The organism is Sphingobacteriaceae bacterium GW460-11-11-14-LB5 (genome assembly GCA_002151545.1).
Classification (GTDB): domain Bacteria; phylum Bacteroidota; class Bacteroidia; order Sphingobacteriales; family Sphingobacteriaceae; genus Pedobacter.
On the sequence record CP021237.1, the window covers coordinates 2381118 to 2395179 of the forward strand.

Genomic DNA, 14062 nt, shown 5'->3' on the forward strand with positions numbered 1-14062 from the left:
TAAATTAAATAGTTTTATCCCTAACTATTGTCTTGAACCAAGTCTAAACGACACGCTCAAGATGGACATAGATGAGATAAACTACAAAATAAACGGCTGTGCCATGAAGGTACATAACACCTTAGGAAATGGTTTTCAGGAAGTTATTTATCAACATTGTTTAGCTATTGAATTAAAAATGCGGGATTAAAATTTAAGAGAGAAGTTGAACAAGCCATATTCTACAACACCATTGAAGTTGGGAAAAGAAGAGCAGATTTTATTATTGAGCATCTGGTGGTAGTAGAAATCAAAGCCATCATAAATCTTGAAAATGTGCACTTGGCTCAAGCTAAAAATTATGTCGTAGCTTATGGGTTTTCTATAGGATTATTAATTAATTTTGGCGCCACAAGCCTTCAATTTAAAAAGATATACAATCCTGCAATAAATAAATATAGATCAGGATTAAACAAGATTTAAAAGACGGGCATGATGATGCATACTTAATCTTAATAATAAATTAACGGGATTTGATTTTTAACGAACAATAATCTTGAAAATCATTAAATCCCAAAAATCACGATACAGAATGGACTTTAAAAAATACACCTACATACCTGCCCCACCAGAAGAAGTTTATTTAGCACTTACCAAAGAAACCAGCATAAAGTTATGGACTGGCGCCGAAGTTGAATTTGAAGAAGCACCTGAAACTGAATTCTCTTTCTGGGACGGGGACATTACGGGCAAAAATATTGAGTTTGTTTACGGTAAACAGATTGTACAGCAATGGTATTTTGGAGAAGAAAACGAACCTTCTATTGTAACCATCAAACTTCATGAAGATAAAAAAGGAACTTCGTTAGAGTTTAAACAAACCAACATTCCCGATGAAGACTACAAAGATTTTACTGAAGGAATCCAGGAATATTTCCTTGGAGGATTGGTAGATTTCTTTGACGAATAAATTAGCCGAAATTTAAAGGTAGCGAGTAAGCTTTCTTCAGGTTATAAATTCTAATAAAAACTTATCGAAGCCTTTACTGTTCTGATATAAATAGAATCAAATATCATGAACAGAACATTAGGACTTGTATTAATCGTTGTGGGCATTGCCATGCTCATCTGGACAGGCTTTACTTATACCAAAAAAGAAAAACTAGTTGATGCCGGCCCCATTCAAATATCTGCCGACAGAGAAAAAGCTGTTAACTGGCCACCATATGTGGGTGGTATTATTTTAGTAGCTGGTGTATTTGTATTGGTGGCTTCGAAGAAGAAATAAGAAGTTTGTCATGCTGAGCCTGTCGAAGAACTTTAAAGCATTTCAACAGGCTCAATGTGACATCAGAACATCTATATCTCCGAACTATAAACTGATCTTATCGCGTCTCTTAAGTTATATTTTGAAGCCATTACTTCTCCATAAGCACCTGCACTACGGATGGCAAAAATATCGCCCCTAAAAGATTCTGGTTGCTCTACCTCTTTGCCAAAACAATCGGTACTTTCGCAAATCGGTCCTACAATATCATATTTTAGAGCAGTAGACTCCGGACTTCCGACTTCAGACTTCCGACTTAAATTTTCGATTTTGTGATAAGCCTGATACAATGCCGGACGCATTAATTCTGTCATACCTGCATCTAAAACCACAAAGTTTTTCTTCTTTCCGTTTTTAATGTAGAGTACTCTGGTAATTAACGATGCCGATTGGCCAACTAAAGCTCGTCCCAATTCAAAATGCACTTCCTGGCCAGGTTTAACCGTCAAAAACTCACTAAAAATTTTAAAGTAAGATTTGAAATCCGGAATCTGGTGATCAGGATTATGATAATCGATACCTAAACCACCGCCAACGTTTAATACCTGAAGGTTAAATCCTTTATCTTCAAACCATGCTGCAAACTCGTTAACACGAACGCAAAGATTTTTATAAACATCCAGATTGGTAATTTGTGAACCAATATGAAAGTGGATTCCGATAAATTTAAGATTTGGTGAAGCTTTTAAGGTATCGGCACATTCAGGCAAATCCCATGAATTAATCCCGAATTTATTTTCATCCAAACCAGTGGTAATGTTATGGTGTGTATGTGCATCAACATTAGGATTGATACGGATAGCCACCTGAGCAGTTTTACCCTTTTTACCGGCAAGTTCATTTAAAACTTCTAACTCCTGAATAGATTCTACGTTAAAACAGAAAATATCCAGATCTAAGGCCTCATTAATTTCCTTATCAGATTTACCCACTCCGGCAAATACAATTTTTTTATGGTCAAAGCCCACTTCAACTGCTCTTCTTACCTCACCCGCACTCACACAGTCTGCACCAAAACCAATTTCTTTGATTTGGTTTAACAGCACACTATTGAAATTCGCTTTTAGTGCATAATGGATATGAAATTGATATGGAGCCGCTGCATCTGCACAAGTGCGCAAGGTTTTTTGCAACAGATCGGTATCGTAGTAGTAAAAAGGCGTTTCAATATTGTTAAACTTTGATATATCTTTATCGGCGAACATGTTCAAATTCCTTATTATAATTTTAATTTTATTCTTTGGGCTAATTTATTTGGGTAACTACCTGGATTTAAAGCATGGAAGAATTACCCAGAAACAATACAATGGTAAAATCCGATTTTTTATCGTGTTACTTTTCATTGTACTGTTCCTCTTATTTATCAAAAAATGAAGATAGCAGCTGCCATATTTATTGTTCTTATCCTTTCTGCAGGATTGTATAACTCCTACAAAAAATATAAAAACGGATTATTACCATCAAGCTTTCTGGCTTTTCACTTCCTTATCGGATTGCTGGTCATCATCGGCGCCTTTTTCCTCTTATTCGAATAATCTATTGTGCAGACTTCTTAAAGCCTCCGTTTTATATTCGCTTAATATTAACAGCGAAACGTTATAGTTGCTACCTCCGTAAGAAATCATACGGATCGGAATGTGTTTTAAACCTTCCAAAACCCTGCTGGCAAAACCATGTTTCTCCGAACCGAAATCGCCCACCACACATACAATACTGTGGTTGGTATCTACTTCTACTGTTCCGAAACTTTCCAGTTCTTCGATAATTTGTGGTAAATGGGCTGTCTCGTCGATGGTTAACGATACGGCCACCTCAGAAGTGGTAATCATATCGATCGGTGTTTTGTAACGCTCAAAAACCTCAAAAACCCTACGTAAGAAACCATAAGCCAGCAACATACGACTCGATTGAATGCGGATCGCTGTAATGCCATCTTTAGCAGCTATTGATTTAATTTTACCTCTTTCGCTATCATGGGTAATCAAAGTACCCGCTGCAGAAGGTTCCATGGTGTTTAACAGACGCACCGGAATTTTATATTTCTGTGCAGGAAAAACGGATTGAGGGTGTAAAATTTTCGCACCAAAATAGGCCAGCTCGGCTGCTTCATCAAAAGATAATTGCGCAATTGGCTTGGTTCCCTTAACAATACGCGGATCGTTGTTGTGCATGCCGTCGATATCCGTCCAGATTTGAACTTCTTCAGCCAGGATTGCCGCACCCAATAAAGAGGCAGTATAATCACTTCCGCCACGACGCAGGTTATCTACTTCACCAAAACTATTGCGGCAGATGTATCCTTGTGTGATGAATAATTTATTGTCTTTATGTTGCTCCAACAAAGGTGTTAAGTGCTTTGTGGTAAAAGGAATATCAGGTTCGTTATCTTCATCCGTTTTCATAAAATCTAAAGCAGGTAATAATACCGATGGTACACCGATCGACTTCAAATAGATATGATATAATGTTGTAGACAATAATTCGCCCTGAGCCAACACTACTTTCTCTTCAATTGAAGTGAAAATATCATTTGCCAATCCGGCTAAGAAACCGAAGTGATAATCGATTACTTCATTTCCCTGCTCCTGGAATTCGGCTGCAGGCAATAACTCAACAACAAAAGTTTTATATTTTTGATATAGATTTTCGACGCACTCGCTTCCCTTCTTCTTATCTCCAGCTAAAAAATAATTTGCAATTTCTACTAAACTATTTGTAGTACCAGACACGGCTGATAAAACTACAATCTGCTCTTCATTTGGATTAATGATATCCAACAACTTCGTCATGCGCTCAGGACTACCTACAGAGGTACCCCCAAATTTTAATATTTTCATTTTAATACTGGAATATGTAATTTTCTTTATTATTGTATCGGGGCGTGAAATTAAACAAAAGCAGCTTAAAAGCAACACCCTCAACAAAATAAAATTTGGATGAGTTGAAATAAATACGTTTCAAACAAACATCATTCATTAAAATTTGTTCAACACCAGATATTAAATTTAAAAAACAGCTCAATGCAGGCAATTGACCAATCAACGCAAGCCACAATTAATCAGTGGTTAAGTGGAAATTACGATGAAAATACCAAGGCAGAAATTCAGGCCCTTGTAGATAAAGATGCAACTACCGAATTAACAGATGCATTTTACAGAAGTTTAGAATTTGGAACAGGTGGTTTACGTGGTATTATGGGTGCCGGCTCTAACCGGATTAATAAATACACCATTGGAACGGCAACACAGGGATTAGCCAATTATTTAAACAACAAATACCCTAATGAAAAAATCAAGGTGGCCATTGCACACGATAGCCGCAACAATTCCGATTATTTCGCTAAAATTACAGCTGATGTTTTCTCCGCAAACGGCATCCACGTTTATTTCTTCTCCGCATTAAGACCAACCCCTGAACTTTCTTTCGCAGTGCGCCATTTTGGTTGCAAAAGCGGCGTGATGCTTACAGCGTCACATAACCCTAAAGAATATAATGGTTATAAGGCGTATGGTGCTGATGGTGGCCAGTTTACTTCTCCTGATGATAAGTTAGTGATTGATGAAGTAAATAAGATTAAAAATATTGATGAAGTTAAATTCGACCGTGTTGAGGCCAATATCGAGTTGATTGGCGAAGAGGTTGATAAACTTTATTTAGACGGCATTACCGCACTTTCAATCTCACCAGAAGCGATTAAAAGACAACACGATTTAAAAATTGTATACTCGCCTATCCACGGGACTGGGATTACCCTGGTTCCTAAAGCCCTGGCACAATTTGGTTTTACCAATGTAACTTTAGTTGAAGAGCAAAGTACACCAGACGGAAATTTCCCAACAGTGGTATATCCTAACCCTGAGGAAAAAGATGCTTTGACTTTAGCAATGAATAAAGCAAAGGAAATTGATGCTGATTTAGTTTTGGCTACTGATCCTGATGCTGACCGTGTAGGTATTGCCGTAAAAGATAATAATGGCGAATGGGTATTGCTTAACGGAAACCAAACCGGATGTTTATTAATTAACTATCTTTTATCAGCCTGGGAAGCTAACGGAAAACTGGATGGCAATCAGTTTATTGTGAAAACCATTGTAACTTCTAATTTGATTGAAGAAATCGCTAAGAAAAAAGATGTTACTTATTACAATACCTTAACAGGGTTTAAATACATCGGTCAGTTAATGACGGAGTTAGAAGGCAAAAAATACTTTATCGGTGGTGGTGAAGAAAGTTATGGTTACCTGATCGGTGATTTGGTTCGCGATAAAGATGCTGTAGTTTCTGCAGCCTTCATTTCTGAAATGACCGCTTATTACAAAGATAAAGGTGCAAGTTTATACAATGCTTTACTGGATATGTATGTTGAGTATGGATTGTACAAAGAAGATTTAGTTTCGCTGACCAAAAAAGGTAAATCTGGTGCTGAAGAAATTAAAGCCATGATGGTTAAATTCAGGGAAAACCCTCCTGCCACATTAGGCGGTTCTAAAGTTTCGGTACTGAAAGATTACGAATTAAGTCAGGAAACAGATTTAACAACCGGAAAAGTAAGCAAACTGGATTATCCAACTTCTGATGTTTTACAGTTTATTACGGAGGATGGCAGTATTGTTTCAGCCCGTCCGAGTGGAACAGAGCCAAAAATTAAATTCTATTGCAGCGTAAATGCACCATTAGCTGATCGGAAAGATTTTGAATCGGTTAACGCGCAACTTGGCGATAAAATCAAAGCGGTGATGGCTGATTTGCAGGCTTAATTTTAACCACAGATATGAGGATTAACACAGATGAAATCATTCATCTGTGTTTTTTATTTTGTGTCATCCGATTGCTATCGGATTTATTTCAGGGTCATAATATCAGAAAAGATGCTGAAATAAATTCAGCATGACAATTGCGTTTTAATCTTAACTTTTAATCAATCAGCTGCTTTACATTTTTCTTAGAAATATAAATAATAGCCGATTGGCTTTTCTGGGCAGATAAATATCTTCCTGTTTTTTTATCATGAATGCTTCTTCCTGCAGAAACGTACAATTTTCCTGATTTATCTACATGCAAATTATTGATCTGGTTATCAAATGGGACCTGCAATATTTTTGATGTGCCATTTTTAAAAACCTCGATATCGCTTTTTAATACGTAACTCGACATCGAACTTCCAGCTATGGGTTCTAAATTCTCTTTTAGTTTAATTTTCTCTTGATTATCCAGATAAATCGTGGCGAACTCCTGAAATCTTTGTTCTGAAATACGGTATTTACTGCACCAATCCCAGGTAAATCCTTTATCTAAACTAAAAGATTGACTAAAAGTGGCCAATTGCAGGTTATCTTTAGTTCGAAAGCTGTTTGATTGCAGGGCGAAAATGGTATCCTTAAAGGATAGAAAACCATAAATGGGTTGATTGTTAACTTTTGTTTTTCGCCAGGTTTTTCCTTTATCAGTGCTTTGATAAATCTCAGTCAGTGTAGATACCATTAGCGTATCATCAATATCCCCGTAAACAGCATGGGCTTCTCTCCCACCTGCAATTTCAATCATGGTCCAGTTTGGATCATTGAATGTAGGGGTCACCTCCGGCACTTCTTTTTTGGCGCATGATGACAATACCATCATCACCGCGATAGTTTTAATTAATTTCATAGGTTTCATTTTTGTGTAAGGCAAGATAATTAAAAAAATCAATTAACTAAAAACACAGGTGAAATTAGCTACAAAGAAGTGGGAATAATAAATTTTCCGTCTCCATTTTAATTCAGTAGCAAAACAACTTGAATTTCAACATCTTTCTCTGTGTTCATCTTTAAAAATCAGCAGTTAAATTTATCTACATGTTTTTCTTTGCTGCAACCAATTTCTTTAATACTTTTGCAGCGCAATACCATGTTCAAAAAATTCTTAATATATCTTATCGTTACTTGCATCGTTTCTAATGGCGCCATGCAACTGGTTATATATTCTGGTTATAAAATGAACAAAGAATACATTACAAGTGTATTTTGTATTAACAAAGAACATCCTGAATTACATTGTGATGGACAGTGTTTCCTCGCCAAAAAATTAAAAGACCTCGAAGGTAAAAATAAACAGGCCCAGGAAAACCTGAAAAGAGTTGCAGAGGCTGAGCCCAGGTTTCAGACTTTAGCAATAAATCATCATCTTCCTTATTTCATTATTACTTCCGAAAATCTTTACATCGAAAAACCGGTTAAAGACCTTTCCATCTCTATTTTTCATCCACCGAAAACGGTTTAAGTAAATCTTTTTTTTTTGCGATCGTCACCCTGATCCGAGTTATCGGATTTATTTCAGGGTCTATCATGTATTTTCATTAAGATGCTGAACTGAATTCAGCATGACGACCCCTATTAAAATTTCTTAAATATTTTACTTATCCAATTTTCTTAAAATGAAATTATCACAATACTTTTTGGCATTATTATGCCCTGTTATCATATTATCTTCTTGTAAAAAAAGCACTGACGAAGTTACAGCAGATACTAAATCTACTTTCACTATTGAATTTGAAAACCAGGTAAACGGAAGTCCCTTAGTTTTAAATAGCACCACTTATAAAAATGCCAAAGGCGAAGATTTTAAAATCAATGTTTTTAAATACTATGTAAGTAATATTAAATTAAGCAAGGCTGACGGAACAACTTATTTAATTCCAGAGAGTTATTTCTTAATCGATGCAGCCAAGGAAGAATCGACTAACATTACCTTAAAAGATGTACCAACAGGCGATTATACCAAAATTGAATATACAATCGGTGTAGATTATGCCCGTAATTTCGCAGGTGCACAAACAGGGGCTTTAGATCCGATCAACGGCATGTTCTGGACATGGAACAGCGGTTACATATTCGTTAAACTGGAAGGAACTTCGCCGCAATCGCCGGCAACCGGAAACGCACTTACCTTCCATATTGGCGGTGTTATCGATCCAAATAATACAATCAGAACATTCGCTACCGAAATTAATGCCGCAAACCCACTTCGTGTCAGAACCGATGGGAAACCAAATATGCATTTCAAGGTAAATGCCGCTGCATTATTTACAGGTAAAACCGATGTCAGTTTTTCTGCTTTATATTTCACCATGGGTGGGACAAATTCTGTAATTGTAGCCAATAACTATGCAAATGGCTTATTTCGTTTAGATCATATCCACAACTAAATGTTAAGGAAAATAACTGTCTTCGCAATGCTTTTTTTAAGCATTGCGTTGATGTATGCCTGTAGCAAGAATGAAGAAGAAGTAACTCCGGAAGAAAAGAAAATTACCTTTTCAATTCCTGCCAACTTCCCTGCTCCGGCATATAATTTCGAAGACAATAAATTAAGCAATGCGGGTTTTGCGCTTGGTAAAAAATTATTTTACGATGCCCGATTGTCGGCTGATAAAAGTGTTTCCTGCGGAAGTTGCCATCAGCAATTTGCGGCATTTACACAACTCGACCATAAGGTAAGCCATGGTGTAAACAACTGTCAGGGAAAGCGTAATACCCCTCCGCTTTTTAACCTGGCCTGGCAAAAAGCATTCTTCTGGGATGGTGGTGTAAAAAACATCGAAACCTCACCATTAAATGCCATTACCGACGCCTGCGAAATGGGAACGGATATTGAAACCATCATTGCATTTCTGAAAAATACAGCACCATATCCTGATTTATTTAAACAGGCATTTGGTTCAACAGCAATTAATTCGCAGTTGATCTTAAAATCGATTACCCAATTTACGGCAGTATTGGTTTCGGGCAATTCGAAATACGATAAAGTAATACGTAAAGAGAATGGCACTGCTTTTACATCTGCAGAACTGGCTGGTTATAACCTGTTCAAAGAAAAATGCACCTCTTGTCATGCAGAGCCATTTTTTACCGATTTTTCTTATCGCAGTAATGGCTTGGATCTGGTAAGTACAGACGAAGGACGATCGCACATTACCGGCGTAGCTTCAGACTTTGGGAAATTCCGTGTACCTACTTTACGCAATATCGAATATACCAGTCCCTACATGCACGATGGTCGATTTTACAGCTTAGATGAGGTTTTAGAACATTACAATTCGGGGGTAAAAGCCTCAACCAATCTAGATGCGCAATTGAAAAGCGGAATTCCTTTAAACACCACAGAAAAAGAGCAGATTAAAGCCTTTTTAAAAACATTAACAGACAATGAATTTATCAAAAACACATTATACAGCGAGTCCTAAGCTATTAATTCTGGTTTTCCTCCTCATGAGCGGCCAGGTTTTCGCCTGCGACATTTGCGGCTGTTTCATGGGCATCACGCCTTATTATAATCGCAACAGTATCAGTCTTTTGTATCGCTACCGCTCCTTTAGTGGTTATGAAGGACAATCACACGCCTTATTCCCTAATGGAGGAAGTTTCTTTATTCCCGCACGAAGTCAGGATTCGCCAATAACTAATCACGCAGGTAATCCCGGTGATTATGAGCTTTACCGCTCTTTAGAAATCAGGGGAAAATATTTCATCAATAGCAAACTCGAAATCAATGCGATTTTACCTTATGTTTCTAACAGCGAGCGCTACAACGGTTATACTTCTTCTATCTCAAGCATTGGCGATATCAACCTGTATGCTGGTTATCACCTCGTTCAAAAACTTGAGGATAATTTCAAACAACAATTAATTGCCGGAGCAGGAATAAAATTACCGACAGGTAAAAATGATTTCAAAAATACAGCAGGTATCCGTTATTCCTCACTGATGCAAGCCGGAACAGGAAGTACAGACGGTTTTGTATACCTGAACTACATGGTCGGCTTGGGTAAATTTGGGGCAAGTTTAAACACCTCTTACAAGGTTAACGGAACGAATAACCGAGACGAAGGCATCGCCAACAGTACCACTAGTTTTCTGAATATTTTTTATACACAAAGAATCGGTAAAGATGTTCAGATCATGCCTTCAGCACAGTTTTTTTATGAATATTCTGGCGGAGAAAAGTACAAAGGACAAAAAACCGGAGAACATGTGATGAATAACCTGATGGGTGGTGCTGGCATAGATGTTTTTTATAAGAATGTAGCCTTAAATGCTGGCGTGCAAAAGAATATCTGGGAAGCTGAAACCGATCATCCAATGAGTGCAGGAAAGGTTTACGTTGGCCTTACTTATAATTTTTAAATCAAAGCATATGAACAGATTAAATATTGCAATGCTATGTTTGGTAACGGCTACGTTTATTTCATGCAAAACAGAACCTGATGCCAAAGCAGTTCGCCAGGAAGTGTTAAACATCCATGATAAATTAATGATTGATGGCGAAAAAGTAATCAAAAATAAAATGAAATTAGATACCCTCCTGGTGTCTGATCAGATTAAACTTTCTCCGGATTCAGCTTTACAAAAGCAAAAAATTAGCGATCTAATCACTCGGTTAAATGCTGCTGATGAAAAGATGATGGATTGGATGCATTTCTTTAAAGATGATTTTAAAGGAAAAACAGAACAAGAAGATCTGAGCTATTACAAATCTGAAATGGTGAAAATCAGGGCTGTTGAAGATAGCTATATTAAGGTTACCAGAGCATCAGATTCGTTGATCAAAATATATCAGTTAAAACAAAAATAATTACAAAGTCGGAGGTCAGGGGTCCGAAGTCAGAAGATGTGGAGTTTAGCAATTGAATTTCCAAACATCAGTCTTCCAACACCTGACCTGAGACTTAAAAACAAATTCAAAATGAAAAAATTAAATTTCGCAATAATCCTAATTGGATTGGCAACCATAACATTCCGATCAAATGCAAATCCGGTAATCGACAAGCAAAAGATCAAACTCATCGATTCGGCAAAAAAAGTATTGGTAGATCCGGTTTGCAAAATGAAGGTGAAAGCTGGTGCTCCTAAAACCGCGGTTTATAATAAAGTTACCTATACTTTTTGCTCCGAAAGCTGTAAACAAAAATTTGTAGCAGAGCCAGTGAAGTACATTAAAAAATAAGTCGGGATCCGAAAGGCCGTATTAGGAAGTTTAGGAGCATAATCCCTAAATGCCAAAACATCGGTCTTCGGACAGCAGACTCCGGACTTTTCCAAACAATTAATTTCTTAAGAAGAATACGTTGTATATTTACATTTTTAAAATAAAATCATGAATAAAATTACTGCTTACCTTGCTGGTTCCATACTGGCTGTTTCTATATTTACCGCCTGCAAACAAGAAAGAAAGCTTCCATTTTATGGCGAACGCCATGCCGAAACGGTTAGAGATGCAGCAGGCATAGAGAAAATTGATACCGTTTATCAAACTATTCCGAACTGGTCTTTTTTAAATCAGGATAGTGTAGTAACAACAAACAAAGCAACTGATGGCAAAGTTTATGTAGCCGATTTTTTCTTTACTTCATGCACCACCATCTGCCCTACCATGCACCGAAACCTGGCAACGGTTTTCAGCGAATTTAAACTCAACCCCGACGTGATGTTTGTATCACACACCATCGATTTTAAATATGACAAACCCAGTGTTTTAAAAAAATATGCACAAAAACTTGGCGTAGATGGTTCGAAATGGCTATTTCTTTATGGCAGTAAAGACAGTGTTTATACTTTAGCCGAAAAAAACTATTTAGTGGCTGTTGGTGAAGATAGCACGGCAAAAGATGGCTATATTCATCAGGGTTACCTGGTTTTAATAGATAAAGACAGGCATATCCGCGGTGCTTACGATGGTACTAAAGAAGACCAGGTAGAACAATTGAAAAAAGATATTCCGGTTTTATTAGCGGAGTATAATAAATAGAATTCTTAGCCACGGAACCATGGATTAATACGGAATTAAAATTCTATTTCTGTATTTTCAATATTTCCGTGGCAAATTAAACAAAGTTTCAATGCGCAAGTACATCATCAATACTACCATTTTGCTATCCCTGGTTGCTATTATCTTTTCCTGCCAAAATCAGGAAACCATCGATCTGCAAAATTACATGTCGAATGGAAAAGATATTTACAAAGCCAAGTGCCAGAATTGCCATGGTGAAAATGGTGAAGGATTGGGACAGCTTGCACCACCCCTAACCGATTCTGTTTTTCTCAAAGTAAATAAAACACGTTTGGCCTGTTTCATCAAAAACGGAGCGAACGAATCGCTGATTATTCATGGAAAGGAATACAAAGAAAAAATGCCTGCCTTCCCCGAACTTGCCGATATTGATGTGGCGCAGGTAATGGTTTATATCACTAATTCGTTTGGCAATAAACAGGGCTTTGTGCCTTACTCGGAGGTGTCAGAACATTTGCAGAATTGTAAATAAACAGGTGCTATAATTATTTCTATTTCAGGTATTTTTCTTCTACTGCGTACGTCACCCTGAATTCATTTCAGGGTCTTAAATATTAATACAGATACTGAAATAAATTCAGCATGACGATAACCAGAGATAAATCTTCGTGTTCTTTGTGCCTTTGTACTTAAAAAACCCCATCTTTGCGCAAAATGCAGGTTGTTCTATCGCTGTCTCGGGTAAAATCGAGAGAGAGGAAAGTCCGGGCAACACAGGGCATCCCGCTTTCTAACGGAAAGGGGTTCAGGAATGAAAACCTGAATTACGGATTAGTGCAACAGAAAATATACCGTCCCGACCTAAAGTCGGGATAAGGGTGAAAACGTGCGGTAAGAGCGCACGAGCATTACAGGCGACTGTAGTGGTTTGTAAACCCCGGGAGTTGAAAGACCAAATAGGCTAACGTACGTAGGGCTGCCCGTCCGATGTTAGTGGGTAGGTCGTTAGAGATAAACGGCAACGTTTATAGTGGATAAATGATAGAAATCTTGAGCAATCAGGAAACAGAACCCGGCTTATAGACCTGCATTTTTTTATTCATTTAATAAAATACTTTTAGTTTCGTCGAGTTTAAGTACTTCCTCTTCACCTAAAACAGGAAACTTCAGGTCGAGGCTTTTAAGTTTATCTTCAATAATTTCACTAATTGCCAGCCGTGCAAACCATTTTTTATCAGCCGGTATGATGTGCCAGGGCGATTCTGCTGTACTGGTTTCGTTAATGGCTTCCTGATAAGCATCCATATACTTTTCCCACAAGGCCCTTTCTTTAATATCGCCCGAAGAGAATTTCCAGTTTTTAGCAGGATCATCGATACGTTCTAAAAAGCGTTGTTTTTGTTCATCCTTGCTTACATTTAAAAAGAATTTTAAAATTACCGTTCCATTAGCCGTTAAATGTTCCTCAAAATTTTTAATGCTCTTATAACGCTGCTGCCAAAAGCTTTTATTGATTTTTTTCACGTCATTAAAACCCGGGATATTTTCACTTAAAATGTATTCGGGATGCACCTTGCAAACCAACACATTTTCATAATGCGAACGGTTATGAATACCTATCCTGCCGCGTTCTGGCAAAGCTTTATAATGTCGCCACAAAAAATCATGCTCATATTCTTCTGATGTAGGCACTTTAAAACTATACACCTGGCATCCTTGTGGATTCAGTCCGCTCATTACATGCTCAATGGCACTATCTTTCCCGGCAGCATCCATCGCCTGAAAAATAATCAGCAAAGAATGTTTTCCAGATGCATATAATTTCTCCTGTAAGTGGTTTAGCTCTATTTTCGAGTTCACCAGTGCATCTTTAGCTTTTTCTTTATGATAACCTCCGGTAAAATCCGTCTTGTGGTTTTTTAAAGAAAATTTCTTATCCCCTTGTACAATTAATCCTTTAAATTCGTTTTTCATAATCATGTATAGTTTTAG

15 protein-coding genes, 1 other RNA gene and 1 pseudogene are annotated in these 14062 nt (G+C 37.3%); 13 read left to right on the forward strand and 4 right to left on the reverse strand.

Going from position 1 to position 14062, the window contains the following annotated elements; translation table 11 throughout:
- Positions 1 to 61: 61 nt before the first annotated feature.
- The 3 genes and pseudogenes from CA265_09640 to CA265_09650 all read left to right on the forward strand — a co-directional run bounded on the left by CA265_09640 (position 62) and on the right by CA265_09650 (position 1267).
- Positions 62 to 462: pseudogene (locus CA265_09640) on the forward strand (GxxExxY protein).
- Between the two features lie 109 nt (positions 463 to 571).
- Positions 572 to 949: an ATPase gene (locus CA265_09645; protein ID ARS39897.1), complete on the forward strand. Its 378-nt coding sequence runs from the start codon at positions 572 to 574 to the stop codon at positions 947 to 949.
- Positions 950 to 1054: 105 nt separating this feature from the next.
- Positions 1055 to 1267: a hypothetical protein gene (locus CA265_09650; protein ID ARS39898.1), complete on the forward strand. Its 213-nt coding sequence runs from the start codon at positions 1055 to 1057 to the stop codon at positions 1265 to 1267.
- 71 nt (positions 1268 to 1338) lie between these two features.
- Here the strand turns inward: CA265_09650 and CA265_09655 are convergent, their stop codons facing one another.
- Entirely contained in the window at positions 1339 to 2511 is a 1173-nt protein-coding gene (locus CA265_09655; GenBank protein ARS39899.1) for a diaminopimelate decarboxylase, read from the reverse strand.
- Between the two features lie 318 nt (positions 2512 to 2829).
- Positions 2830 to 4143 carry an aspartate kinase gene (locus CA265_09660; GenBank protein ID ARS39900.1) on the reverse strand — a complete coding sequence of 438 codons (1314 nt, stop codon included), beginning with the start codon at positions 4141 to 4143 and terminating at the stop codon, positions 2830 to 2832.
- A 183-nt stretch (positions 4144 to 4326) separates the two neighbouring features.
- Here CA265_09660 and CA265_09665 point away from each other — a divergent pair, with 183 nt between their 5' ends.
- Positions 4327 to 6063, forward strand: a complete 1737-nt coding sequence (locus CA265_09665; protein ID ARS39901.1) for a phosphoglucomutase — start codon at positions 4327 to 4329, stop codon at positions 6061 to 6063.
- Positions 6064 to 6220: 157 nt separating this feature from the next.
- Here the strand turns inward: CA265_09665 and CA265_09670 are convergent, their stop codons facing one another.
- On the reverse strand, positions 6221 to 6961 hold the full coding sequence (locus CA265_09670; protein ARS39902.1) for a hypothetical protein: 741 nt from the start codon (positions 6959 to 6961) through the stop codon (positions 6221 to 6223).
- Between the two features lie 288 nt (positions 6962 to 7249).
- Here CA265_09670 and CA265_09675 point away from each other — a divergent pair, with 288 nt between their 5' ends.
- The 9 genes from CA265_09675 to rnpB all read left to right on the forward strand — a co-directional run bounded on the left by CA265_09675 (position 7250) and on the right by rnpB (position 13166).
- The gene (locus tag CA265_09675) at positions 7250 to 7564 is read left to right on the forward strand and encodes a hypothetical protein (protein ARS39903.1); all 315 of its coding nucleotides are present in this window, start codon (positions 7250 to 7252) and stop codon (positions 7562 to 7564) included.
- Positions 7565 to 7718: 154 nt separating this feature from the next.
- A complete protein-coding gene (locus CA265_09680) occupies positions 7719 to 8489 on the forward strand; it encodes a hypothetical protein (GenBank protein ARS39904.1) in 771 nt (256 codons plus the stop codon).
- A 51-nt stretch (positions 8490 to 8540) separates the two neighbouring features.
- Positions 8541 to 9527 carry a cytochrome-c peroxidase gene (locus tag CA265_09685; GenBank protein ID ARS39905.1) on the forward strand — a complete coding sequence of 329 codons (987 nt, stop codon included), beginning with the start codon at positions 8541 to 8543 and terminating at the stop codon, positions 9525 to 9527.
- Positions 9490 to 10467: a hypothetical protein gene (locus CA265_09690; protein ID ARS39906.1), complete on the forward strand. Its 978-nt coding sequence runs from the start codon at positions 9490 to 9492 to the stop codon at positions 10465 to 10467. Before CA265_09685 ends, CA265_09690 begins: the two co-directional genes overlap by 38 nt.
- A 10-nt stretch (positions 10468 to 10477) precedes the next feature.
- The gene (locus CA265_09695; protein ID ARS39907.1) at positions 10478 to 10915 is read left to right on the forward strand and encodes a hypothetical protein; all 438 of its coding nucleotides are present in this window, start codon (positions 10478 to 10480) and stop codon (positions 10913 to 10915) included.
- A 36-nt stretch (positions 10916 to 10951) separates the two neighbouring features.
- On the forward strand, positions 10952 to 11287 hold the full coding sequence (locus CA265_09700; GenBank protein ID ARS39908.1) for a hypothetical protein: 336 nt from the start codon (positions 10952 to 10954) through the stop codon (positions 11285 to 11287).
- A 150-nt stretch (positions 11288 to 11437) separates the two neighbouring features.
- Complete coding sequence (locus CA265_09705; protein ID ARS39909.1) at positions 11438 to 12088, forward strand: SCO family protein; 651 nt, start codon at positions 11438 to 11440, stop codon at positions 12086 to 12088.
- 91 nt (positions 12089 to 12179) lie between these two features.
- Positions 12180 to 12602, forward strand: a complete 423-nt coding sequence (locus CA265_09710; GenBank protein ID ARS39910.1) for a copper oxidase — start codon at positions 12180 to 12182, stop codon at positions 12600 to 12602.
- Between the two features lie 181 nt (positions 12603 to 12783).
- Positions 12784 to 13166, forward strand: an RNA gene (gene rnpB, locus CA265_09715) — RNase P RNA component class A.
- Here the strand turns inward: rnpB and CA265_09720 are convergent.
- The gene (locus tag CA265_09720) at positions 13166 to 14044 is read right to left on the reverse strand and encodes a polyphosphate--nucleotide phosphotransferase (GenBank protein ID ARS42945.1); all 879 of its coding nucleotides are present in this window, start codon (positions 14042 to 14044) and stop codon (positions 13166 to 13168) included. The two genes, rnpB and CA265_09720, sit on opposite strands and share 1 nt — an antisense overlap.
- Between the last annotated feature and the right edge of the window lie 18 nt (positions 14045 to 14062).

Coding starts and splice junctions, on each gene's coding strand:
- CA265_09690 (ARS39906.1), top strand. CDS start 9,490: ATGAATTTATCAAAAACACATTATACAGCGAGTCCTAAGCTATTAATT.
- CA265_09645 (ARS39897.1), top strand. CDS start 572: ATGGACTTTAAAAAATACACCTACATACCTGCCCCACCAGAAGAAGTT.
- CA265_09720 (ARS42945.1), bottom strand. CDS start 14,044: ATGAAAAACGAATTTAAAGGATTAATTGTACAAGGGGATAAGAAATTT.
- CA265_09670 (ARS39902.1), bottom strand. CDS start 6,961: ATGAAACCTATGAAATTAATTAAAACTATCGCGGTGATGATGGTATTG.
- CA265_09665 (ARS39901.1), top strand. CDS start 4,327: ATGCAGGCAATTGACCAATCAACGCAAGCCACAATTAATCAGTGGTTA.
- CA265_09705 (ARS39909.1), top strand. CDS start 11,438: ATGAATAAAATTACTGCTTACCTTGCTGGTTCCATACTGGCTGTTTCT.
- CA265_09685 (ARS39905.1), top strand. CDS start 8,541: ATGTATGCCTGTAGCAAGAATGAAGAAGAAGTAACTCCGGAAGAAAAG.
- CA265_09650 (ARS39898.1), top strand. CDS start 1,055: ATGAACAGAACATTAGGACTTGTATTAATCGTTGTGGGCATTGCCATG.
- CA265_09675 (ARS39903.1), top strand. CDS start 7,250: ATGCAACTGGTTATATATTCTGGTTATAAAATGAACAAAGAATACATT.
- CA265_09680 (ARS39904.1), top strand. CDS start 7,719: ATGAAATTATCACAATACTTTTTGGCATTATTATGCCCTGTTATCATA.
- CA265_09695 (ARS39907.1), top strand. CDS start 10,478: ATGAACAGATTAAATATTGCAATGCTATGTTTGGTAACGGCTACGTTT.
- CA265_09700 (ARS39908.1), top strand. CDS start 10,952: ATGTGGAGTTTAGCAATTGAATTTCCAAACATCAGTCTTCCAACACCT.
- CA265_09710 (ARS39910.1), top strand. CDS start 12,180: ATGCGCAAGTACATCATCAATACTACCATTTTGCTATCCCTGGTTGCT.
- CA265_09660 (ARS39900.1), bottom strand. CDS start 4,143: ATGAAAATATTAAAATTTGGGGGTACCTCTGTAGGTAGTCCTGAGCGC.
- CA265_09655 (ARS39899.1), bottom strand. CDS start 2,511: ATGTTCGCCGATAAAGATATATCAAAGTTTAACAATATTGAAACGCCT.